This window comes from Maribacter sp. (assembly GCF_039974175.1).
Lineage (GTDB): Bacteria > Bacteroidota > Bacteroidia > Flavobacteriales > Flavobacteriaceae > Maribacter_C.
The window spans coordinates 73,131-94,304 of the sequence record NZ_JBDWJN010000012.1 but is presented as its reverse complement, the minus strand read 5'-3'; the positions used below and the strand labels follow the sequence as shown (position 1 = coordinate 94,304).

The following is a 21,174-nucleotide window of genomic DNA, read 5'->3' as shown; positions in this document are numbered from 1 at the left end:
ATCTTAAAAAACTATGTGTTACGAAACTATTAAAAGAGAACACGAATGAGACTCAGATAAAACGGGTTGATTCATTCCATAATATTGTCACTTAAAACGACCGTTTTAAGTGACAATATTCTTCAAGCGGTGCTACCTAATAAGCAACTTTATGGTATATAATGCCAAGAATTAAGTTGTATATGCGTAGCGCAACTATATGCTTTTATTGCATCCTGAATTAAAAATATTTATGCATCCAGAAGGGTAAAAAAGTTAGTTTGTACTAGCGCAACATTCTTTCTCGCACTGACAATACTTGCGATTGTAAAGATGTAATACAATTAGTGCCATAGAGGGAATGTATATAAATGCCTCGATAAGCCCAATCAACTCTAGTTTTTCATTTACGATTGTCATTGCCAATAGAGCCCAAGAAATCCACAGAGCAACCTTCATCGAATATTTTGAGGTATTTCTTACGGACCAAAACACAGCCAAGAAAGATATAACCATAAATAATATATCTATGAACCCCCACCACTGAGGATGCGAATGATGCCCTTGAACATGCCCCGTGTGTGCTGCGAATAGAAAAGGGGTAGCCACACAATGTGCAAGGCATAATCCGCTAGCAAAACTACCCCATATATTGGGGTGGTCACTCAATTTTGTAATTGCTTTCATATAATTAGTGGTATTTTGAAATAAGAATTAAATACGTATGGTTTAAGTGTAGCGATGCGCTTCACCTTATTAAATGAATCTGAAACTAGATTGCCGTCAGCACCGACAAGTTCTAGTTGAATATTCAATTGCCCAATAGGAAGCCCTTTTATGATATATGGCGCCCCTTCCGAAATCATAAATTCCTCCCGGTCGATAACCGAATCATCGTAGCCTTTCAGGGCCTTCTTTTGACATGAAGCCGGCAGCAGTAGGACTACCAGATAGTTTCGTTTGTTGGGCTTCATTTAAAACTGTTTTAAGAAAGTTATCTTACTGATAAACTGGGTGCTTTGTTGCACCGGGTCGAAAACATTGGTTTGTGTATCATTAAATACCAAATAGATAAACGATAAGGGCATATATTCCCAACTAAAGCGCACGTTCCACCGTCCTTGCTCGTCAAAACTATTGTATTGGTAAAAGGTAGAAAGTTGCACCCTTGGGTTGAGCGCTACGCGAAGACCTCCCGTGTATAGTTGGGTATCCAAGTTATCATTTGCTACACCCACCCCATTTATGTTATTATACTCATAGTCTGCGGTCAACGAGATATGGGGTAAGGGTGCATATCTCAGGCCACCCGTTAGGGTATTTCTAGTGCCGTCATAAAAGTTGCCAAAATCATAGCTGATAGATCCTGAAAATTTCTTAGATTGATCGGTGTTGTATCGTAAGAGGTATCGGGTGTAACTATAATCGCCCTGGGCGATTTGAAGCCCCAGAGGAGCAAAGTCGAAATTGATGTTCTGCCATGTGGGTGTAAAGGAAGCTTCTACAAAGCTGTTGTCCTTAAACCAAGTGTAGATCGGGAAAATATAGAGATTCGATTGTTGAAATTTCCCAAAATCCTCAAAATCATGAAAGTAATTAAAAAAGACTCCTGGATCCCAACGGCGCACAAAAGGTAACCATTTGGGCCTTAGAATGGCATACCCTCCCGGACTATGAAGCATGAAATCTTTTTGGGCAACAAATCCCATATCTGGAGCGTAATCACGACTTACAAAATCAGTGATGTAACCCATATAATACTTGTTTGTTCTTGATGTTATCCCTATTCTTCCGGCAAAACCATTATCTTCTGTCTCACTATCAAGTGAAGTAGATAGCAGATAGGTGAATGTAAGATCTGGTTTTGGACGAATCAATCCATCAATTGAAATCGTGGTATTATTCTGGCTTTCAACACCCAAATCATTTAAAGAATCATCCAACCGATACGTAACCATGGCCCCCATATTATTTTCCGCACCATAATTCTTGGTATAGCGCGCCACACCAAAAGTGCTTCCCGGGCTGTCATCTGTTTCTCGTTGGCGAACGGCCAATACGGCTATGGTTCGGTTTTCGTCTCTATCAGTATACCGGGCACCGGCATCCAAAGGTGCGGGAGAAGCATTAAAGCTATTAGAGAGACCAATGGTGCGACTGAAAAATGGCCGTACCCTAGAGCCACCTGCACCTGCCCAAATACCAGAATTTTCTAAAAAGAACTGCCGCCGTTCTGGAAAGAAGATATTAAAGCGTTCCAAGTTGTTTACCGCTCGATCTACATCAGCCTGCGCAAAATCTGTATTTATGGTCAAGTCGAGTACAGCGTTTGGGTTGATGGCCCATTTGACGTCGCCTCCGATCTTTGGCTCATTTAATTTATCGGTCACGAGATCACCCGTTTTGTTTTCGCTATATTGATATAGTGCATACGGTTCTATTCTGATGTTCGCCGATGGTGGGGGAACTTCCAATCCTATTAGTTTGGCGGCATAAGTCATCCGGTTTTCAGAAAAGGATTGTGGAATAGCGGGGAAAACCGTTTTTTCATAGTCTTTACGTGCCAATCGAAAAAAAGTGATGCCCCATTCCACAGGAACACCCTCTATGGGTTTGTCATAGCGAATGGATTTGAATGGGATGGCAAATTCTGCATAGTAGCCCTTATCGGTGCGCTCAGTGCGAACACGCCATAAGGCATTCCAATCCTCATCCCGGTTATTGTCGTTAAAGCTCTGTACGTCTTGCTGGTTTCCATAAGGGGTTGTTTGAAAGGAAACCGCATATTGTTTGGTATTCTGGGCATCGATTTGAATCCCGAAGACATCATTTTCAAGTCCATTGAAATCTCTACTTAAATCTTGCATTCGAATGCCTTTTTTACCCAATGAGTCTTGAGCAAAAATCCCAAAATACAAGTTTTTGTCATCAAACAAGATGCGCACCTCGGTAGGATTCTTAATGCTACCTCCCTGTACTGGCTCAACCCTGAAAAAGTTGGTAACGGGTACGGCCAAATTCCAATCCGCTTCGTTCAATTGCCCATCAATGGTTATGGCGCTATTTGTTTTGAATGCGGAAATGCTTACCGGTGTTTCAGGGGGCGGGAAGTTGTCGGTTTGTTGTGCCTGAACGTAATGACCAATTGATAGCATTGTTGCTAAAGCAATTGTGTTCAATCGATGCTTGATTATGGATAGCACAGAAAAATATAATGTATATCTCATTATTGATTCGTGTTAGATTTTTTATTTATGTTGAAGAACCCAGTCAAAAAGATGAGTACTGCTAAAAGTCCAATTTCCCCAAAGCCCATCAAGACCCCAGTAGGGCAGCACTGCTTTCTTTGTATTGCAAATGATGCAAGTCTTGAAATTGAAGGAATGTTTCCAAATCGGCTGCAACAATCACTTTGCAAACTAAAGTTTTAATACAAAGTGTTGAGGTTGAATGCTCAAAACATACCGCCTTGTACATTGAAAATGTTACCGAACAAAATGCGAGGGAGGTCCTCTAAGAAGATGATTTTTTTTCACTCCTAGCGTACCAATGGATTCGCCTAGATTGAAGTGAAGCAAAGGGAAATATATACCTAAAAGAACAGTGGGATATACCGTAAAGTATTGGGTGTGACCCAATAATTTGGCGCATAGTTCGCAGGTTACAGAGGCTGTATCGATTTGGGTATCGTGAGTACTATGCTCGATATGATTATCTGAGCTATGTTGCGTAAAGACATGCACAGTATGGTATGACAACTGAAACAATAGAATCGTTGCCAATAGTATTCCAAACTTTTTTTTTGTCTTTTCCGCGCTCATAAGAAAAAGGGAGGGGAGTATATCCACTCCCTATTTTATGTTTAAATGTAGTTCAATCCTTATTCGACGGTTATGGTAAATATCTGGGCGATATCGGTTTCCCCGCCTGCATCGGTTAAAGTACCGTCATTCGGTTTCTTGGGCTCGTGTCGTAAGGTGAACGTTAGCGTTCCCGTACTGGGGGCGCCAGCAGTTACTCGTATTTGTGTACCCAATGGATTGCCATCACCATCAAAATTGACATATTCTGTAGTGAGGTCAAGACCAGCACCTACCGTATAAAAGAATTGGTGCTCATCATCTTCTTCTTCGACTTCGGCGGTAATGTTTTCCGGTGGGGTCTCGGTTTCGTTTAATAGCAATATGTTGCCAGTATAAGTTGTTCCGGCAACCATGTTTCCTGAAACTTCAACCACAGGGGCATCTGGCCCATCACCGTCGAGGTCTTGAGACGATAAGGTGATAACTGTTCCCCCGCTGTCTGGGTTTAATGTTACCTGTATTGTAGTAATCACTTCTTCTTCATTAATAGGTTCGGGGCCGTTATCGTCTTCTGAACAGCCCATAAAAAGAAATCCGGTTAAAGCTAATAGTGATAAAAATTTAATCTTGCGCATCGCTAGTATATAGAATTAATTATAAAATATTGTTTGATTTACTCCCGGCTAAAATTGGGTTTTTAAGTCACAATGCTCCGTAATAAGTACGGAAAACCCAATTAAGAATGGAAGTACAATCAGAAGCTGAATAGTTCTGAAAGTGTAGAAAAATAATAGAGTGGCTTCTTAAGCCAACTGCTGTGGCGGGGGTCTAGCGAAGAGATTGCCCTTTACAATAGTCTGAACATATCCTTCCTCTAAGGAGTGGATTTTGGGCAGAGAAGGAAATTGTAACGGTGAGTGTACGACAACTGTCAATGGGGGTGTCAAGCTTTCCGACTGTTGTCCTTCGATTGTCAATACACAGAGCTCACAATGATCGTTTGAATCGTCTAAAGAATCGTGATGCTCATAAACATGGAACGCAGAAACCTTGATCAGCAGTAAGCCGATTAAAAGAACAGCACTAAAACGTTCTAAGATTTTTTTCATTCAACAACAAACTTAGTAATTTTTCGAATAGTTCTCTTATGTAAAATCACTTCCATCAAACAATAACCTTGGCTTCAGAGTTTTTTTAAAGGGAATTTCTGGATCCTATCATTTAAGAATGTCCAGAAACGTAAAACGAAGGTATTATTGTACTTTTGGTTGCACTCATTCGACTTGAATTCAGTCTATTTATGTTAAATCTTAACTGAAAAAGAAGAAAATTTCAAAAGTGTGCACAAACTGTGCATTGCTAAAAAACGAAAAAGCCCCCACATCTGTGAAGGCCTTTAAATATTGGTGGAGAATACCGGAGTCGAACCGGTGACCTCTTGCCTGCCAGGCAAGCGCTCTAGCCAGCTGAGCTAATCCCCCATTTTGGCTGAGGCAAAGAAAATACTTTTAGTATAAGTATCAAAATGTAACCCGCTGTAATTCGGCTGTTATTTAGTCCTTCTTCACACGAAGCATCAAAACAGGTATTTTGACAAAGAACTCTGATTTCAAAATCGTGTTCTTTTCCCAAAGCTTTTTGAAGAAACCTCTCTTTCGTCGAAAAACACAAAGCAAATCAGGATGCTGCGATTGAAAATGTTCTAGCACCCCTTGGTAGGTAGTTGCATTTTCCGTCAGTGTCAATTGTTCACTGATATCCATCAGAGCCGGATTCACCTTTAAATCATCAGTGTCGTAACCAGGTGTTTTTACCAAAAGTAAATTCACTTTAGTGCCGAATTTGTTTTGTATAGATAGTAGCGGCTCCAACATGCGCTTTTTCTTTAAAATACCCGATTTAAAGGCTGTCAAAACCGTTTTGAAAGGTGCGAAAACTGTGCCCCTGGGTACGATAAGTGCAGGTATATCAGTCTTCTTTATGATTTTACCGGTGGTATTTCCCAAATAGAGTTCCTCTTTGATATCGTTACTTCTCGGTGCAACAATGATCAAATCAATACCCAATTCACGGTCTATTTCCTTCAGCCCGTCAGTAATCTCCCCATTATAAGTGGCAATTTTAATCGCTGCACCCTTTGCGTCGACTTTGTCAATGACTTCTTTTAAACGTTCTTTGGCGCTTTTTGCTACTTTTTCCGAAATATTGGCCAAACTACCAGCCTTTGCCGATACGGTAAAAACATCCATTACAAAAACCTGTGCTGAAAATTCGGATGCGAAATCAACTGCATATTGCAGCGTTTCGCCAGTATTGGAAGTGCCAATAGGAACAAGAATGTTTTTCATGGAAAAGAATGTTGATTAATATTCTAAATTTACAATTAAATTCAACTGTACGAATGATTCGACATGCAAAGATATCGGAAATACCCGAGATTATTACTATTTGCAAAGCCTGCGCAGCATACATGATTTCGAACGGAATCTACCAATGGAACGAACATTATCCGTCTGCCGCTGCCTTTGAAAAAGACATTGAAAGAGACGAACTGTTTGTACTTGAGGTCGATAAGAAAATTATTGGAACTGTAGTGGTATCTACCCTTGTAGATGAAGAATATAAACCCGTGAAATGGCTAACACCAAATGAGCAGAACGTCTATATTCACCGCCTGTCAATTGACCCTGACCAACAGGGTAGTGGTTATGCCCAAAAGCTCATGGATTTTGCCGAAAATCGGGCCAAGGAACAGGGTTTTGTTTCAGTACGCCTCGATACCTTTAGCCAAAACAAACGCAATCAACGGTTCTATGAAAAAAGAGGCTACCAGCGCCTTGAAGATATTTACTATCCAAAGCAGAGCGAACATCCGTTTCATTGTTATGAACTCGTCTTTTAGCCCATGAGCGTTCAAAAAACGGCAATCAATTTTAAGACAATCAACAAACTGGCCATTCCTGCAACCATTGCCGGCATTGCAGAGCCGCTGCTGTCAATTACCGATACGGCGATTGTAGGGAATATTCCCGTAGACGGGGTTGAATCGCTGGCCGCCGCAGGAATCGTAGGCTCTTTTTTATCAATGCTGATCTGGATTCTTGGCCAAACACGAAGTGCGATTTCTGCCATAATTTCTCAATATTTAGGGGCAGGAAAACTTGACAAAGTACAAACACTTCCGGCCCAAGCTATTTTTCTGAATATCAGTCTGAGCATTCTAATTTTGCTGTCGACCATATTTATTGTGGAGGATATCTTTAAGCTTCTCAATGCTTCTGGTAAAATACTGCAGTATTGTATTTCGTACTATGCTATTCGCGTTTGGGGCTTTCCGTTGACCTTATTTGTGTTTGCGGTGATGGGTATTTTCCGCGGACTCCAAAACACCTATTGGCCCATGATGATCGCTCTGGTTGGAGCGCTTTTAAACGTACTCCTTGATGTGATACTAGTATACGGTATAGAGGGTGTTATAGCACCCATGTATCTAGAGGGAGCCGCCTGGGCTAGCCTTATTGCACAAGCGATCATGGCAATTATGGCTTTTGTGCTATTGCTTACCAAAACAAATATTAGCCTGAAACTGAAATTTCCACTTCACGATGAATTGGGAAGACTGGTCATCATGAGTCTCAACCTATTTGTTCGAGCAATTGCCTTAAACACAGCATTGATACTAGCAGTTCGTGAGGCCACCGCCTTGGGTGACAAATACATAGCCGCTCATACCATAGCCCTGAACATTTGGTTGTTCTCTGCCTTCTTTATCGATGGCTATGGTGCCGCAGGAAATATTATGGGCGGACGACTCTTAGGAGCAAAAGATTACAATGGCCTCTGGTTTTTGGCCAAAAGGATACTGTTGTACGGATTACTCGTAAGTCTCGTTTTGGTGCTCTTCGGATTCTTGTTTTATTACCCTATCGGACGTTTGTTCTCCAATGAGACCGTGGTGTTGCAAACCTTTTACGCTATCTTTTTTATTGTGATTTTAGGATGGCCCATGAATACCATGGCCTTTGTTTTAGATGGGCTGTTCAAAGGGCTGGGGGAGATGAAATACCTTAGAAATACGCTGCTAACGGCTACCTTTCTTGGTTTTATTCCCGTTCTTTTTTTGGGAAAGTATTTGAATTGGGGGCTTTACGGTATCTGGATTGCCTTTACCGTTTGGATGTTGATTCGTGGTTTGGCGCTGGTCTGGAAGTTTCGAAGCAAGTTTCGACCCTTGCTTTCTTGATAGTGACCTTATGGCTGATGTCATTCTGTATGCAAAGGTAGCCTTTTGGTGTTCCGAAGTATTTCGACTGCATGCAAGCTGACAGTCCGCTGAAAACAGCCTTAGTTTTCTAATAAAATTCTACCTTTACCCCAAACATTTTTTCAATATGCCTACGAGCAGAGCAAACGGAAGCTTATATACCAAAATTGACGGCAAAATCGCCACGGTTGAATTCGGTCACCCGGCTAGCAATTCATTTGTAGCAGAACTTTTAGATAGACTAACCGCAGAATTCAACACCCTTTCTGATAATTCAGCTATCTCGGTGGTCGTTTTGAAATCTGAAGGAGACCGCGCCTTTTGTGCCGGAGCTTCTTTTGATGAGTTGATGGCGGTTTCCAATTTGGAAGAAGGGAAAGTATTCTTTAGCGGATTTGCAAACGTTATCAATGCCATGAGAAGCTGTAAAAAAGTGATTGTAGGCCGAGTTCAGGGTAAAACCGTAGGGGGGGGTGTCGGTTTGGCCTCAGCCTGTGATTACGTGTTTGCCTCCGAAGATGCCTCCATTCGCTTATCAGAATTGACTATCGGTATCGCTCCATTGGTGATCGAACCAGCAGTAGAACGCAAAATTGGAACGGCAGCAATTTCCGAACTTTCACTTTCTCCATCAGAATGGAAAAACGCTTATTGGGCGCAAGAGAAAGGTTTGTATTCAAAAGTCTTCGACAGCATGAAAGCGCTTGATAAGGAGTTAGAATTCTTTGTAGAAAAACTATCAGCCTATAATGCAGAAGCTTTGGAGGAATGGAAAAAAGTGCTTTGGAAAGACACTGCCCATTGGGATACCTTATTAATCGATCGCGCTGCCATTACAGGAAGATTAGTACTTTCTGAATTTACGAGAAATGCACTCTCCAAATTTAAAAAATAATAAGCGCCTGTATTTTACGTTCTAGTTGCCTAATGCGATTTGTAGTACTATGGATATTTTAAATTTTCTTAACGGAGACCTGGTCTTTCCTATTCTAGCGCTTTTTGTGGTGGTTATTTATTTCGTAAACCGCGTTCGTACAAGACGTAAGTTCAAACGTTAAATTTAAAATGTTTACGCAACGCTCGCAGTAAATCGCATCTTTCGTATAGATAATTATCAAGATGTACACCTATGAAAAAGCTGCTTCTTTTCTGTTTTCTTTTCTTGTTTTTAGCGAATTGTGACGACAGCAATCCAATTGATCCTATTGCAGTAGACTGTTCGGTAGTTGCTTGTACCGAACAATTTGTCACCTTAATCGTGACAGTAACCGATGCCGATGGTGCATTGATACCCCTCGATCGTTTTGAGGTAGTCGATCTAAAAACTTCTGAAAATATTACCCTAGATATTACTTTTGATGCTTTTCAAATGGCAAGGCGAAGTGGCCAATATCCTTTATATGACGACTCTTTTGTTGCTACCAACCAGAACACCAAAAGAAACCTTGTTTTCAGGGGCTTTATTAATGAGGAAAAAGTTGCGGAGGCCGAATACGTCATTGATACCGATTGCTGCCATGTTAATATCGCCATAGGAGATACCAATATCAGTATCAATTAGGTACAACCCTAACGGCCAGCTTCAAAATTTCCTACCTTTAGCTTTCAACGCAATTCTTAAAACCCATGAGCATCTTCAAAACCGCTAAGGTTGTGATTTTGTTGGTTTTTCTAGCAGCGGTTAGCTGTAAAGAAAACAAACAGGCTTCCAAAGAAAAGGAGCTATCACAAAAATGGTACAAGGGAAATCTACATACACATTCCTACTGGAGCGATGGTGATGAATTTCCCGAAGTGATATTGAATTGGTATAAATCTCAAGGCTATCATTTTATAGCCCTGTCAGATCACAATACCTTGGCCGAAGGTGAAAAATGGATTGAGATTTCGGCAGATTCGATATATCAAAGAGCGTTTCAAAGGTATCTTGAAGACTTTGGGCCAGATTGGGTAAACCACAAAGTAGATTCGGGGCGAACTCTGGTGAAGCTAAAAACCTATGCCGAGTACAAGAGCCGTTCAGAAGAGGAAGGGCGCTTCTTGGTTATTCAAGCAGAAGAAATTACCGATGACTTTGAGGGCAAACCCTTGCATATGAACGCCACAAATATTCAAACCAAAATTGAACCTCAGGGTGGTAATAGCGTGTCACAAGTGCTGCAAAATAATATCAATCAAGTACTACAGCAAAGACAGCAAACAGAGGCGCCCATACTACCGCATATTAACCATCCTAATTTCGGGTATGGCATCGCCCTGAATGATATGATTTCTCTAAGCGGTGAGCGTTTTTTTGAGCTATATAATGGTCATCCAATGGTACATAACATGGGTGATTCAACACATATTTCAACTGAAACGATGTGGGATCTGATCAATATTTCCTATTTGGAAAATAACAAGCCTATCATGTATGGTCTAGCCACAGATGACTCGCATCATTACCATAAATCAGGTAGCGAATGGAGCAATGCGGGCCGAGGATGGGTCATGGTACAATCAGATACCCTCTCTGCCTCTTCCCTAATCAAGGCATTAGAAGCAGGGCAGTTTTATGCCAGTACCGGAACCGCCTTGAAGAGCATAAAACACGAAAACAATAAGCTAGCTATTGAAGTAGCTAAGGAAGAGGGTGTTGCCTATACCATAACGTTCATTGGGCTTCGAAAGGGAGCCTCAGCAACAGAAGAGTTGCGGTCTATAAAGGGAACAAAAGCCGATTTTGAACTCACCGATGACCTCCATTTTGTACGTGCTCGAATTACCTCTTCAAAATTGCAAGCTAATCCGATTGAAAGTATGTTGTATGAAATGGCCTGGACACAACCTGTGCTTAGAGATGATTAACTCGCCTCTTAGCAATCTCTGATAAGGTAGAAGAAAAGGCGGCTAAAATTTAGCTAAGCCACCGTACATTCAAAGTTCGATTATCGTGTAAATAGTTACCTTTGCAAGGCAAAAAACACAAATGAGTAACATCAGAATCACCAAGCAATTTAATTTCGAAACTGGCCATGCCTTATTTGGTTATGACGGTAAGTGCAGAAATGTGCATGGGCACAGTTATAAACTTTCGGTAACCGTTATAGGTAATCCCATTACAGACACTTCTCATGTGAAATTAGGTATGGTAATCGACTTTGGCGACCTAAAGAAAATCGTAAAAGAAGAAATCGTAAGTCAATTTGATCATGCCACGGTCTTTAATAAAAATACGCCGCATGTGGAGTTGGCCAAAGAATTAACAGAACGGGGTCACAACGTAATCTTGGCCGATTATCAGCCTACGAGCGAGAATATGGTCATTGATTTCGCGGCGAAAATAAAAGCGCGATTGCCTAACAATATTGAATTGCATTCCTTAAAACTGCAGGAAACTGAAACTTCATTTGCAGAGTGGTATGCTTCAGATAATTAAGTCAGCTTTGCTTTTTCCTATCTTTATAACCAAATGACAAGCATCAACATTCCTCAAGGTAAGAAGGTCTATTTCGCTAGCGACAATCACTTGGGCGCCCCCACAAGGCAAGCGAGCGCCCCGCGCGAAAAGAAATTTGTGGCTTGGTTAGATGAAATAAAAGATGATGCCGGAGCTATTTTTCTTTTGGGCGATCTTTTTGATTTCTGGATGGAATACAAAACCGTTATTCCAAAAGGATTTACCCGAACACTAGGGAAACTTGCAGAAATTTCAGATTCTGGAATTCCTATTTATTATTTCGTAGGTAATCATGATCTTTGGATGGATGGATACTTTGAGGAAGAACTCAATATCCCCGTTTTTCATAAACCTCAGCAATACGAAATCAACGGGGTATCATTCTTTATAGGACATGGCGATGGTTTGGGGCCACACGACAAGGGGTACAAACGAATGAAAAAAGTCTTTACCAATCCGGTTTCTAAATGGTTATACCGATGGTTGCATCCAGATTGGGGTGTTCGCTTAGCACAGTATTTTTCGGTAAAGAACAAGTTAATTTCTGGTGACGAAGATGCACAGTTTTTAGGGGAAGATAAAGAATGGCTGGTGCAATATGCCAAACGAAAACTAGAAACCCAGCACTACGACCACTTCGTTTTCGGTCATCGCCACCTTCCTTTAGAAATTGATTTAAACCGAAAATCAAGGTACACCAATCTTGGTGATTGGATCACATATTTTACCTATGCCGTCTTTGATGGTGAACGGCTTTCCTTAGAAAAATATATCACTGACTAGTAGCCTCATGCTCGGCTACCGCTGTTTGTAAATCAAGTTTTCTGAACGTTGGCGAAACGAATGCCGTAATACCAACCGTCAACAACGTCATGGTGCCGCCAAAAACCACTGCGGTCACCGTTCCCATAAGTTTGGCTGTCGCACCGCTTTCGAAGGCACCTAGTTCGTTCGAAGAGCCTACAAACATCGAGTTAACTGAAGCTACTCGACCCCGCATTTCATCTGGAGTTTTCAGTTGTAGTATGGTTTGCCGAATGACCATCGAAATGCCATCTAAAGCACCACTCATAAACAATGCAAATACCGATAGCCAGAAGGAAGTTGAAAGGCCGAATACGATAATGCTGATGCCAAAACCGAATACAGCCCACAGGAGTTTTTTGCCTGCATATTTATGAATAGGGAAGCGCGTAGACCCTATCATTGTAATTGCTGCCCCTACTGCAGGAGCTGCCCTTAGTATGCCAAAGCCTTCTGACCCCACTTGTAAAATGTCTTGCGCAAAAACAGGAAGCAAAGCCACCGCACCGCCAAATAAAACAGCGATCATATCAAGGGTAAGGGCTCCGAAAATAGCTTTCGAACGAAATACAAATCGCAATCCTTCCGTTAAACTTTGAAGCATAGGTTCTCCTATTTTTGTGTTTAAAATGGGCTTTTGCGAAATGTTAAAAACGATTAACAAGGCAGTGATGGAAAATGCGATAATGACCAGCATCGACCACTGTACTCCAATCCAACTAATACATAAGCCTGCCATTGCAGGCCCTAGAACCGCTGCCATCTGCCAAGTAGTACTGCTCCATGTGGCTGCATTCGGATATGCCTTTTTGGGTACAATCAAAGCGATCAACGAAAAAATAGTGGGCCCTAAAAATGCGCGCACAATTCCTCCCAGAAAAACTAAGACATAAATGGCATATAGAATTACCTTTGACCCCATTTCAAGAGAGATGGTTGGTGAGCTCAGTAAGAACAAGCCAAAACCAATAAGAGTGAACCCAATAATGCATTTAAGGAGCAAGTTTCTTTTTTCCTTTTGGTCTACAATATGACCTGCAATCAAAGCAGTTGATACGGCAGGAATGACTTCCATGAGTCCGATAATGCCTAAAGACCAGGGGTCTTTTGTCATAGAATATACCTGCCATTCTATAACAATGAATTGCATTGACCAAGCAAATACCATGGCAAAGCGAGCTACTAAAAAGATATTGAATTCTCGAAATCTTAGAGCAGCATAAGGGTCAACAGATTTCGACATTAAATGGTGATTTCAATTCGGTTGCCTTCCGGATCCAAAACTACACTTTCGTAATAGCCGTCGCCTGTAGTTCTTGCCTCACCAGCAATGGTGAATCCATCTTTTCTAAGTTTTTCTGAGAGCGAATCTACCTTCTCTTTTGAACCTACAGAGATAGCAAAATGAATGTACCCAAGATGTTCTTTTTCCGCATTATCTAAAGATACTATTTCAGGTTTGTGCATCAATTCTAGGCGGGTGCCTGCCTCAAAACTTAGAAAGTATGAAGTAAAATTCTTGCTAGAATTTACATACTTTTTTCCCGATTTAGCGGCAAAATAGTGTTCGTAAAACGTTCGCATACGTTCTATATCTGACACCCAAATGGCAATATGTTCAATCCTCATTTTAAGTCTTTTAACTTCAACTGTAGGCTTACCTTCCCTTGCCATTCGTTTTCATCCAAGGAAAAAACAGCGTCAAATGTATTTCTATTAATGACCAATGGTAGTTTATCTCCTAAATTGAAACCAATGCCACCCAATGGGCCATAACCATCTTGGGTAACCGCAAGTTTGAGATGTGCCCCTTCTTGCCCAACCCCTTTTGCATAGCCTGAATCTTGAAGGCTTTCGGCCATAAAAACAGGGGTCATATTACCAGGTCCAAATGGAGCAAATTGGCGCATAATCCGCATTAATTTAGGGGTAATATCCTTGATCTCAATACGCGTATCAATCGTAATTTCGGGGGTCAATAAATTAGGGTCTATTGTTTCTGAAACCACTTTTTCAAATTGGGTTTTGAACGCTTCGTACTGCTCTTCAAGCAGTGTTAGGCCTGCAGCATATTTATGCCCGCCAAATTGTTCGATACAATCTGAGCAAGCTTGCAGTGCATTGTAGACATCAAAACCTTTTACCGAACGTGCCGAGGCTGCGAGTTTATCGCCACTTTTGGTAAAAACCAATGTTGGCCTATAATAGGTTTCCGTTAAGCGAGATGCAACAATACCTATTACTCCCTTGTGCCACGAATCTTTATAAACAACAGAGGTAAACCGCTTTTCTTCATTATTTTCTTGAATCTGCTTCAGGGCTTCCTGAGTGATTTCCTTATCAAGACTTCGACGGTCTACATTGAATTTTTCAATTTCAGCCGCAAATTTTTGAGCTACTTCCAAATTGGTTTCGGTCAATAGATTAACCGCGTGCTGCCCGTGTTTCATGCGGCCTGCCGCATTGATACGTGGGGCAATAATAAATACCACATCGGTAATCGTGAGTACCGTTTTATTTAGTTGACTTATAATAGCTTTAAAGCCTATTCTTGGATTCGAATTGATGAGCTGCAGCCCGTGGTAGGCCAATACCCGATTCTCTCCGGTTATGGGAACAATATCTGCGCCTATGGCGGTCGCCACCAAATCTAAATAGGGAATCAAATCGTCGATGGTTTCCCCTTTTTGCGAAGCCAAGGCCTGTATCAATTTAAAACCAACCCCACAACCACATAGCTCATCGTAGGGGTATGCACAGTCTGCCCTTTTGGGGTCTAATACCGCAATAGCTTCTGGTAAATTGTCACCTGGGCGGTGATGATCGCAAATGATAAATTCAATGCCTTTTTCCTTGGCGTAGGCTATTTTGTCAATGGCTTTTACACCACAGTCTAAAGCGATAATGAGCGAAAAACCATTGTCTTCAGCAAAGTCAATGCCCTGGTAGGAAACTCCGTATCCTTCCTCATAACGATCAGGAATATACGTAGCCACATTGGGGTAGGAGCGCAACAAATAGGAAGACACTAAAGCGACTGAGGTGGTTCCGTCGACATCGTAATCACCGAAAATCAGAATGTTTTCGCTGTTGGAAATGGCTCTTTCGATGCGGGCAACAGCTACATCCATATCCTTCATTAAAAAGGGGTCGTGTAGATCAGACAGTTGAGGTCGAAAGAACTTTTTGGCTTCGTCATAAGTAGTGATGCCACGTTGTAACAACAAATGCGCAACCAGTTGATCGACCTTGAGCTCAGCGGCTAGTCGGTCGATTTCGTTTTGTTCTGGTTTGGGTTTTATGGTCCAGCGCATGGGTTAAAATTCAAGTTCAAGTGTCACGTTCAAAATTTCACGAGATTAAGCCTTAATCTCCAATTCCCCTTTTACAAACGCATCAATATACCTGGCGATCTCCTCTCCTTTTTCTTCCTGTAAAAAGTGGCCGGCGTCGGCAATCAAGATCTTCCGTTGGTCTTTGGCGGTAGGGATTAGTTTATAAAAGAACTTTTCAAGGCCTCCCAGCACTTTGTCTTTATCTGAAAAAAGAACCAATGCGGGTTTGTTCCATTTTGACAATACTTCTCGTGCCATTTTAAGATACGGCACTGCAGGGTCATTCTTCTTACCTGGTACTAATGACGGAAAAATTCGCGCGCCAGCCTTGTATTTTCTGCTTGGAAAAGGGGCGTCATAGGCTTTTAAAATATCTTTTGATATGGTGCGGTGACTGGCAAACTGAATAACACCACCAACCGGAATTGAAGGGTGGTATTTGGCAAACCACTGCCACATCTTAAAGGGAAATTTCAAACTTTTTCCAACAGGCAAAAAAGTGTTCATAATAACCACTCGCTTAAACAACTCGGGCTGTTGACCAAGCAGCCCGAGGCCTAATAAGCCTCCCCAATCTTGAACAACTAAGGTAATATCTCGAAGTGCAAGTTGCTTGCAGAAATGAATCAAGGTTTCTAAATGAAATTCATACGAATAGTCCTTTGTTTGAGTGGGTTTGTCCGATTTTCCAAAACCAAAAAAATCAGGAGCAATGAAGCGATATGCTCCTAATACGGGTACGAATTTTCGATACAAATAACACCAACTCGGTTCTCCATGAAGCGCCAATATGATCTCTCCTGCTCCTTCATCTATATAGTGCATTTTCATATCCTGAAATTGCACGTAGTTTTCTTTAAAACTGAAACCCGGCAAATTTTCAAAGCGTTCTGAAGGGGTGCTTATAAATTTCATTTACCTATTTATGATGAAAAATAGTTTTGATATCAAGTTCCGCAAACTGCCGAAACATCTCCATTACACCACAGTATTTTTCTATAGATAAGTCAACCGCTTTATGCAGCTTTTTTTCTTGTAGTTTTTTTCCGTGAAAATGGTATTCCACAACTACCTTGTCGTAGAATTTTGGATGTTCATCAGTAAGATTGGCAATGGTTTCGATGGTAAATTCATCTACTTCTAGTTTCATTTTCTTCATCAGTGATGCCACATCAAGACCAGAGCAACCAGCAAGCGAACTTAGCATCAACGCTTTTGGCCTTAAACCGCTACTATCACCGCCGTCTTCTTTTGCAATGTCGATAGTTAAGTTATGCCCTGAGGGGTTGTTACTTTCAAAGGCCATATTGCCCAGCCATTTCGTAGTGATATGATTTGTAGTCGCCATAAATTTTCGTTTCTTGTGAGCGATAAATGTACGATAATTTGGAGCCTTAGAAAATGGTTCGTTTTTGCTTTCGTGCCTTGTAATACTAACTTCTAACTTTAGCATATGCCTTTAGTAAACCCGCTTGATCCTAGTCATAGTCCAGAAACTGCAGAGCTGGCAAAATTTTTTAATGAAACCCTTGGCTTTTGCCCCAATTCGGTGTTGACAATGCAACATCGTCCTGCAATTTCAAAAGCTTTCATCAACTTAAATAAAGCCGTTATGGCCAATGAAGGGCGAGTGACCTCAGCCTTAAAGCGTATGATAGCCTGGGTAAGTAGTAATTCGACCGGGTGCCGTTATTGCCAAGCGCACGCCATTCGAGCTGCAGAGCGTTACGGAGCTGAGCAGGAACAATTGGATAATATTTGGGAATACAGAACGCATCCTGCCTTCTCTGAAGCAGAACGTGCGGCTTTAGATTTTTCGCTACAAGCTTCTCAAGTACCCAACGGCGTTGATGCCGACATCAAAGCGCGTTTATATGAGCACTGGAATGAAGGTGAAATTGTAGAAATGCTAGGGGTAATTTCACTCTTTGGATATCTGAATCGATGGAATGATTCAATGGGAACCTCAATCGAAGATGGCGCTGTTGAGAGTGGCGACCAATATTTAGGAAAGCACGGTTGGGAGAAAGGGAAGCATGATGGGTCTCGCTATTAGATTCTTACATTGTTAAACCCATTTACTATGTTAATAGCAGCACTATAATTTCTTGATGCAAATCAACATTTATCACTCTCAAATACTGGAACTTTGGTAACATCAAAAACGAACAGTTATGGCGAGCTTCATAGTGACTCCTGAGAATCAAATTCAACGACTAAATTCAGTTCTGCATAAGGTTAATGAGCTTAGACTTTTGGATAATCACCAGCTGATGACCCCTCCGAATTCAAAGGCATGGTCGGTAGTAGAAACTATCGAACATTTGAATATCGCCTACCAACTTTATATAGACAAAATCGATACTACCCTGGTTAATCTTCCATGCAAAGAAAATACCGACACCTCATTTAAGGTAAGATGGTGGCAGCGTTTCGTCATTGACAGTACGCGACCAAAGAATAATAAGCGAAAGATGAAAATGAAAACCCTAAAAAGGTTTGAACCGGTTTTAGAAATAGCGAAACTTGACCAAGACGCTATGGAAGCCATTTTTGAGCGATTTGAAAAACTGCATTTACATTTGAAAAATGCCATAGTAGAAAGTCGTTCAAAAAATAGTTCTAAACTCAAAATTAGTTCAGCGATTGGTCCTATTGTATCCTTCTATTTACCCGAATGCTTTGAATTTCTACTGGCGCATATCGAACGTCATATGCTTCAAATTGATGAAATAATTCAAAAGGGTGTGCTATAAAACATAGTATTGAAATCGGTAACTTTATCTCAATGACCGATTCGGAATTTTCAAAGCTTCTTCAGTTTTTCCCTCAGAATGATTTCTCTGGTGAATCTGAACACTATTTTCGCGATTTATGGCAAATAAAGACGTTCAAACAATACGATCTAATCACTGAAGCAGGGCGTATAGAAAACTTCTTTTATTATGTCTTAGAGGGTGTTCAAGCGGTGTATCTAGTAAATGAAAAAGGCGAAAAAGTAGTATTGGGCTTTTCATATAGTGGAAGCCCATCAGGCGTTTTCGATTCTTTCGTAAACAGAAAACCTGCCACCTTGTTTTTAGAAGCCTTAAAGCCTTCTAAATTATTAGCTATCAGCTATACAAACTATCAACGTCTTTTTCAGCACTATCCAAAATTTCATGAATGGGGGCACGAGTTTTTTAAAGCCGTGCTTTTAGGGCGACTTTCTCGAGAGGTAGAGCTGCTGACGCTAAATGCTCAAGATCGCTATATCTCATTTATGAAACGCTGTCCTGACGAATTGAAGATAATACCTCAGAAATATTTGGCCTCGTACCTCAATATGAAACCTGAGACCTTTAGTAGATTACGCGCATCAGTCAGTTATTAGAATTTTTTGGGTCTGTGCTATGAGATGAGGTAGCACCTCGGTTTCAAACCAAGGGTTCTTTCCTAACCAAAATCTGTTTCTAGGAGATGGATGCGGCAAGGGAAAATATTTGGGCAAATAGTTTTGATAGGCCTTGACCGTTTCGGTCAAGTTCTTTTTCATTTCTTCCTTTAAGTAGTACTTCTGTGCATAGGTGCCAATGAGAACGATTAGTTCTAAATTCGGCATCTCATGCCATAGTTTTTGATGCCATAAAGGGGCACACTCAGTTCGTGGCGGTAAATCACCACCTTTTCCTTTTCCAGGGTAGCAAAATCCCATTGGGACTAACGCAATTTTACGTTCATCATAGAATACTTCATCCGTAACACCGAGCCATTTTCGCAATTGTCTCCCGCTGGGATCATCCCATGGCACTCCCGTTTCGTGAACTTTGGTGCCCGGTGCTTGACCTATTATTATGATTTTGGCTTCGGAATGCGCGGTGACGATAGGTCTTGGTCCTAAGGGCAAATGTGCTTTGCAAACTTCGCAAGCTCTAATTTCAGAGAGTAATTTTTTCATCCAACCTGTTTCCTTAAATGTATGAAAAAGCCTGGCGAACACCTATCACCATTAACTTTATTCCGTCTTCGGCATGTAGTATTCTGTGAATTGAATACCTACTTTGCTTAAATTCAATCCATTCACCATTGCGAGCTTGGGTTCTTAAAAGAAGTTCTCCCATTTTTTCTTTGCTGTTATTTTAGATTAAAACCACTTTCATTTTGAGTTTTTTAAATACTGGCTAAGACCCCAAGCACATCAATCATAAGATTGACATGCCCAGTGCCATAACCAACCAAACTTCTATTTGCCGCTATTATGCTATGCTATACGGCCACTTCTGACTTGTGTAAGCTTACAACAACAAGTACGGCGATACCGTTAATCCAATAGTAATAGGCATCTATTCCTTCGAAGGAAAAAATAAAAGGTGCTAAAATGAATACGATAGCGACCAAAAAGTCAACAGCTAGGTGAAACGTATAAGGAATAACCTTAAGTACGCCTAAGTGATGATTGGTTAGCAGGGTCAAAATAAGTGCTGCTATTCCCGTAGCAACTGAAAGCTGTAAGGCCAATGGATTTGAGCTCCCTAGACCCAACAAGAAGGGAAGGGCTATCAGCGCAAGGGCAACGGGGTAATCTAAAAATGCGTGTATTCTCTTGGTTATGAATTTCATGATTTTAGTATTAAAAATTTATAAAAAGAATTTTAATTGTGTGTCTTACTCAACTTTTCCCAGTTCGTATCGGCTATACGTTTTAACTTGCCATGGTTATTTTCTTGCAGCCATAGTTGCTTTGCATCTAATTCGACATTGTTCAAGTACAAGTAGTACTTTCCGTCTTTAACGATAAACTTATTGGGGTCTACTCTAAATTTAGCGCCTGCATATGCTCCAAAAGCACAGAACCCACCATATTGAGGTAAGTACCTGGCTGGGTTTTTGTCAAAAGTGGCTTTCTGCTCTGCAGAGGTCAGGTAGTACGTCACCTTATTATGCTCAGACTTAAATTCTTTGCTTCCTCTTTGTGCTAGCCCTAAATCTAAATAGGATACTGGGCTATACCCTTCAAGGGCTATATTACTATTATCAATATTGTTCGCCATCTTATCTTGGGCAGATACGATGCTGGCAAAAACGAATGTGATTAATACAAATGTTGATTTTATTGTTTTCATTATTAGATGTTTTTATGCTAACTATGCTGCGTTAAAATATTCTTCTTGAATTACTTTCCCTTCGTCATTCCATACACGTCGAATGATTTCGTGCCAGTAAATTTTACTGCCATCTTTCATGTCAAAATCGAATGTGAATTCTGAGGCGGATACATGCCCATCAACAATAGAATGATGATGTGTAATACCATTTACCTGGGCAATCGCTCCGGCAAAACCTTCCATCTTATTGATCATTTCGGGCTTTCCGTTTGTTTCGCCATTTCCGTAGTCTGATGTAATGGCATGGTCAGCAAAAAATTCTTTTACGGCTTCAACAATAGCTCCTTGAGCTACTATAGCATCCATTTTTGTTACTTGTGCTTTAATATTCATCTTTATAATTTTTAGTGAATTTTTACACTGCAAAGATGAAGGAAGAGCGAAGTTTAAATGCTACAAAAAAGGC

General features: G+C 40.9%; 25 protein-coding genes and 1 tRNA gene. 10 read left to right on the top strand and 16 right to left on the bottom strand.

The window, feature by feature from the left end; all coding sequences use genetic code 11:
- Positions 1 to 255: 255 nt before the first annotated feature.
- From ABJN95_RS16570 to ABJN95_RS16540, 7 genes are all read right to left on the bottom strand, one after another.
- On the bottom strand, positions 256 to 666 hold the full coding sequence (locus ABJN95_RS16570; RefSeq protein ID WP_348372035.1) for a MerC domain-containing protein: 411 nt from the start codon (positions 664 to 666) through the stop codon (positions 256 to 258).
- Positions 663 to 953 (bottom strand): hypothetical protein, encoded by a 291-nt coding sequence (locus tag ABJN95_RS16565; protein WP_348372033.1) that lies wholly within the window; start codon positions 951 to 953, stop codon positions 663 to 665. The genes ABJN95_RS16570 and ABJN95_RS16565 overlap by 4 nt, the downstream gene beginning before the upstream one ends.
- On the bottom strand, positions 954 to 3,206 hold the full coding sequence (locus ABJN95_RS16560; RefSeq protein ID WP_348372031.1) for a DUF5916 domain-containing protein: 2,253 nt from the start codon (positions 3,204 to 3,206) through the stop codon (positions 954 to 956).
- Between the two features lie 653 nt (positions 3,207 to 3,859).
- The gene (locus ABJN95_RS16555) at positions 3,860 to 4,417 is read right to left on the bottom strand and encodes a type 1 periplasmic binding fold superfamily protein (RefSeq protein ID WP_348372030.1); all 558 of its coding nucleotides are present in this window, start codon (positions 4,415 to 4,417) and stop codon (positions 3,860 to 3,862) included.
- Positions 4,418 to 4,585: 168 nt separating this feature from the next.
- Positions 4,586 to 4,891: a hypothetical protein gene (locus ABJN95_RS16550; protein ID WP_348372029.1), complete on the bottom strand. Its 306-nt coding sequence runs from the start codon at positions 4,889 to 4,891 to the stop codon at positions 4,586 to 4,588.
- 295 nt (positions 4,892 to 5,186) lie between these two features.
- Positions 5,187 to 5,263: transfer RNA gene (locus ABJN95_RS16545), tRNA-Ala, on the bottom strand.
- A 72-nt stretch (positions 5,264 to 5,335) separates the two neighbouring features.
- Positions 5,336 to 6,130 (bottom strand): universal stress protein, encoded by a 795-nt coding sequence (locus ABJN95_RS16540; RefSeq protein WP_348372027.1) that lies wholly within the window; start codon positions 6,128 to 6,130, stop codon positions 5,336 to 5,338.
- 53 nt (positions 6,131 to 6,183) lie between these two features.
- Here ABJN95_RS16540 and ABJN95_RS16535 point away from each other — a divergent pair, with 53 nt between their 5' ends.
- The 7 genes from ABJN95_RS16535 to ABJN95_RS16505 all read left to right on the top strand — a co-directional run bounded on the left by ABJN95_RS16535 (position 6,184) and on the right by ABJN95_RS16505 (position 12,268).
- Positions 6,184 to 6,684: a GNAT family N-acetyltransferase gene (locus tag ABJN95_RS16535; RefSeq protein WP_348372026.1), complete on the top strand. Its 501-nt coding sequence runs from the start codon at positions 6,184 to 6,186 to the stop codon at positions 6,682 to 6,684.
- A 3-nt stretch (positions 6,685 to 6,687) separates the two neighbouring features.
- Positions 6,688 to 8,025: an MATE family efflux transporter gene (locus tag ABJN95_RS16530; protein ID WP_348372024.1), complete on the top strand. Its 1,338-nt coding sequence runs from the start codon at positions 6,688 to 6,690 to the stop codon at positions 8,023 to 8,025.
- A gap of 148 nt (positions 8,026 to 8,173) precedes the next feature.
- On the top strand, positions 8,174 to 8,941 hold the full coding sequence (locus ABJN95_RS16525; RefSeq protein ID WP_348372022.1) for an enoyl-CoA hydratase/isomerase family protein: 768 nt from the start codon (positions 8,174 to 8,176) through the stop codon (positions 8,939 to 8,941).
- 234 nt (positions 8,942 to 9,175) lie between these two features.
- Positions 9,176 to 9,607: a hypothetical protein gene (locus tag ABJN95_RS16520; RefSeq protein ID WP_348372021.1), complete on the top strand. Its 432-nt coding sequence runs from the start codon at positions 9,176 to 9,178 to the stop codon at positions 9,605 to 9,607.
- 65 nt (positions 9,608 to 9,672) lie between these two features.
- On the top strand, positions 9,673 to 10,893 hold the full coding sequence (locus tag ABJN95_RS16515) for a histidinol-phosphatase (protein ID WP_348372019.1): 1,221 nt from the start codon (positions 9,673 to 9,675) through the stop codon (positions 10,891 to 10,893).
- Positions 10,894 to 11,014: 121 nt separating this feature from the next.
- Positions 11,015 to 11,464: a 6-carboxytetrahydropterin synthase gene (locus ABJN95_RS16510; protein WP_348372017.1), complete on the top strand. Its 450-nt coding sequence runs from the start codon at positions 11,015 to 11,017 to the stop codon at positions 11,462 to 11,464.
- 33 nt (positions 11,465 to 11,497) lie between these two features.
- Entirely contained in the window at positions 11,498 to 12,268 is a 771-nt protein-coding gene (locus tag ABJN95_RS16505; RefSeq protein WP_348372015.1) for a UDP-2,3-diacylglucosamine diphosphatase, read from the top strand.
- On the opposite strand, the gene ABJN95_RS16500 is transcribed toward ABJN95_RS16505, so the two are convergent.
- From ABJN95_RS16500 to ABJN95_RS16480, 5 genes are read right to left on the bottom strand one after another with little or no spacing between them, the layout of a single operon-like run.
- Positions 12,258 to 13,532, bottom strand: coding sequence for an MFS transporter (locus ABJN95_RS16500; RefSeq protein ID WP_348372013.1), 1,275 nt, complete (start codon positions 13,530 to 13,532; stop codon positions 12,258 to 12,260). The genes ABJN95_RS16505 and ABJN95_RS16500 overlap by 11 nt on opposite strands.
- Positions 13,532 to 13,918: a VOC family protein gene (locus ABJN95_RS16495; RefSeq protein WP_348372012.1), complete on the bottom strand. Its 387-nt coding sequence runs from the start codon at positions 13,916 to 13,918 to the stop codon at positions 13,532 to 13,534. Before ABJN95_RS16495 ends, ABJN95_RS16500 begins: the two co-directional genes overlap by 1 nt.
- Entirely contained in the window at positions 13,915 to 15,603 is a 1,689-nt protein-coding gene (recJ, locus tag ABJN95_RS16490; protein ID WP_348372010.1) for a single-stranded-DNA-specific exonuclease RecJ, read from the bottom strand. Before recJ ends, ABJN95_RS16495 begins: the two co-directional genes overlap by 4 nt.
- 45 nt (positions 15,604 to 15,648) lie before the next feature.
- Positions 15,649 to 16,539: a haloalkane dehalogenase gene (locus ABJN95_RS16485; RefSeq protein ID WP_348372009.1), complete on the bottom strand. Its 891-nt coding sequence runs from the start codon at positions 16,537 to 16,539 to the stop codon at positions 15,649 to 15,651.
- 4 nt (positions 16,540 to 16,543) lie between these two features.
- The gene (locus ABJN95_RS16480; protein WP_348372007.1) at positions 16,544 to 16,972 is read right to left on the bottom strand and encodes an OsmC family protein; all 429 of its coding nucleotides are present in this window, start codon (positions 16,970 to 16,972) and stop codon (positions 16,544 to 16,546) included.
- 105 nt (positions 16,973 to 17,077) lie between these two features.
- Between ABJN95_RS16480 and ABJN95_RS16475 the strand changes: the two genes are divergently transcribed.
- The 3 genes from ABJN95_RS16475 to ABJN95_RS16465 all read left to right on the top strand — a co-directional run bounded on the left by ABJN95_RS16475 (position 17,078) and on the right by ABJN95_RS16465 (position 18,997).
- The gene (locus ABJN95_RS16475) at positions 17,078 to 17,680 is read left to right on the top strand and encodes a carboxymuconolactone decarboxylase family protein (RefSeq protein ID WP_348372006.1); all 603 of its coding nucleotides are present in this window, start codon (positions 17,078 to 17,080) and stop codon (positions 17,678 to 17,680) included.
- Positions 17,681 to 17,798: 118 nt separating this feature from the next.
- Positions 17,799 to 18,380, top strand: coding sequence for a DinB family protein (locus tag ABJN95_RS16470; RefSeq protein WP_348372004.1), 582 nt, complete (start codon positions 17,799 to 17,801; stop codon positions 18,378 to 18,380).
- Positions 18,381 to 18,412: 32 nt separating this feature from the next.
- Positions 18,413 to 18,997 carry a Crp/Fnr family transcriptional regulator gene (locus tag ABJN95_RS16465; protein ID WP_348372002.1) on the top strand — a complete coding sequence of 195 codons (585 nt, stop codon included), beginning with the start codon at positions 18,413 to 18,415 and terminating at the stop codon, positions 18,995 to 18,997.
- Here the strand turns inward: ABJN95_RS16465 and ABJN95_RS16460 are convergent.
- The 4 genes from ABJN95_RS16460 to ABJN95_RS16445 all read right to left on the bottom strand — a co-directional run bounded on the left by ABJN95_RS16460 (position 18,983) and on the right by ABJN95_RS16445 (position 21,101).
- Entirely contained in the window at positions 18,983 to 19,561 is a 579-nt protein-coding gene (locus ABJN95_RS16460) for a uracil-DNA glycosylase family protein (RefSeq protein ID WP_348372001.1), read from the bottom strand. The two genes, ABJN95_RS16465 and ABJN95_RS16460, sit on opposite strands and share 15 nt — an antisense overlap.
- Before the next feature lie 308 nt (positions 19,562 to 19,869).
- On the bottom strand, positions 19,870 to 20,223 hold the full coding sequence (locus ABJN95_RS16455; protein ID WP_348371999.1) for a hypothetical protein: 354 nt from the start codon (positions 20,221 to 20,223) through the stop codon (positions 19,870 to 19,872).
- 32 nt (positions 20,224 to 20,255) lie between these two features.
- Positions 20,256 to 20,726: a YHS domain-containing (seleno)protein gene (locus ABJN95_RS16450; protein WP_348371997.1), complete on the bottom strand. Its 471-nt coding sequence runs from the start codon at positions 20,724 to 20,726 to the stop codon at positions 20,256 to 20,258.
- 21 nt (positions 20,727 to 20,747) lie between these two features.
- Positions 20,748 to 21,101: a hypothetical protein gene (locus ABJN95_RS16445; protein WP_348371996.1), complete on the bottom strand. Its 354-nt coding sequence runs from the start codon at positions 21,099 to 21,101 to the stop codon at positions 20,748 to 20,750.
- Positions 21,102 to 21,174 lie beyond the last annotated feature (73 nt).

Coding starts and splice junctions, on each gene's coding strand:
- ABJN95_RS16570 (WP_348372035.1), bottom strand. CDS start 666: ATGAAAGCAATTACAAAATTGAGTGACCACCCCAATATATGGGGTAGT.
- ABJN95_RS16565 (WP_348372033.1), bottom strand. CDS start 953: ATGAAGCCCAACAAACGAAACTATCTGGTAGTCCTACTGCTGCCGGCT.
- ABJN95_RS16560 (WP_348372031.1), bottom strand. CDS start 3,206: ATGAGATATACATTATATTTTTCTGTGCTATCCATAATCAAGCATCGA.
- ABJN95_RS16555 (WP_348372030.1), bottom strand. CDS start 4,417: ATGCGCAAGATTAAATTTTTATCACTATTAGCTTTAACCGGATTTCTT.
- ABJN95_RS16550 (WP_348372029.1), bottom strand. CDS start 4,891: ATGAAAAAAATCTTAGAACGTTTTAGTGCTGTTCTTTTAATCGGCTTA.
- ABJN95_RS16540 (WP_348372027.1), bottom strand. CDS start 6,130: ATGAAAAACATTCTTGTTCCTATTGGCACTTCCAATACTGGCGAAACG.
- ABJN95_RS16535 (WP_348372026.1), top strand. CDS start 6,184: ATGATTCGACATGCAAAGATATCGGAAATACCCGAGATTATTACTATT.
- ABJN95_RS16530 (WP_348372024.1), top strand. CDS start 6,688: ATGAGCGTTCAAAAAACGGCAATCAATTTTAAGACAATCAACAAACTG.
- ABJN95_RS16525 (WP_348372022.1), top strand. CDS start 8,174: ATGCCTACGAGCAGAGCAAACGGAAGCTTATATACCAAAATTGACGGC.
- ABJN95_RS16520 (WP_348372021.1), top strand. CDS start 9,176: ATGAAAAAGCTGCTTCTTTTCTGTTTTCTTTTCTTGTTTTTAGCGAAT.
- ABJN95_RS16515 (WP_348372019.1), top strand. CDS start 9,673: ATGAGCATCTTCAAAACCGCTAAGGTTGTGATTTTGTTGGTTTTTCTA.
- ABJN95_RS16510 (WP_348372017.1), top strand. CDS start 11,015: ATGAGTAACATCAGAATCACCAAGCAATTTAATTTCGAAACTGGCCAT.
- ABJN95_RS16505 (WP_348372015.1), top strand. CDS start 11,498: ATGACAAGCATCAACATTCCTCAAGGTAAGAAGGTCTATTTCGCTAGC.
- ABJN95_RS16500 (WP_348372013.1), bottom strand. CDS start 13,532: ATGTCGAAATCTGTTGACCCTTATGCTGCTCTAAGATTTCGAGAATTC.
- ABJN95_RS16495 (WP_348372012.1), bottom strand. CDS start 13,918: ATGAGGATTGAACATATTGCCATTTGGGTGTCAGATATAGAACGTATG.
- recJ (WP_348372010.1), bottom strand. CDS start 15,603: ATGCGCTGGACCATAAAACCCAAACCAGAACAAAACGAAATCGACCGA.
- ABJN95_RS16485 (WP_348372009.1), bottom strand. CDS start 16,539: ATGAAATTTATAAGCACCCCTTCAGAACGCTTTGAAAATTTGCCGGGT.
- ABJN95_RS16480 (WP_348372007.1), bottom strand. CDS start 16,972: ATGGCGACTACAAATCATATCACTACGAAATGGCTGGGCAATATGGCC.
- ABJN95_RS16475 (WP_348372006.1), top strand. CDS start 17,078: ATGCCTTTAGTAAACCCGCTTGATCCTAGTCATAGTCCAGAAACTGCA.
- ABJN95_RS16470 (WP_348372004.1), top strand. CDS start 17,799: ATGGCGAGCTTCATAGTGACTCCTGAGAATCAAATTCAACGACTAAAT.
- ABJN95_RS16465 (WP_348372002.1), top strand. CDS start 18,413: ATGACCGATTCGGAATTTTCAAAGCTTCTTCAGTTTTTCCCTCAGAAT.
- ABJN95_RS16460 (WP_348372001.1), bottom strand. CDS start 19,561: ATGAAAAAATTACTCTCTGAAATTAGAGCTTGCGAAGTTTGCAAAGCA.
- ABJN95_RS16455 (WP_348371999.1), bottom strand. CDS start 20,223: ATGAAATTCATAACCAAGAGAATACACGCATTTTTAGATTACCCCGTT.
- ABJN95_RS16450 (WP_348371997.1), bottom strand. CDS start 20,726: ATGAAAACAATAAAATCAACATTTGTATTAATCACATTCGTTTTTGCC.
- ABJN95_RS16445 (WP_348371996.1), bottom strand. CDS start 21,101: ATGAATATTAAAGCACAAGTAACAAAAATGGATGCTATAGTAGCTCAA.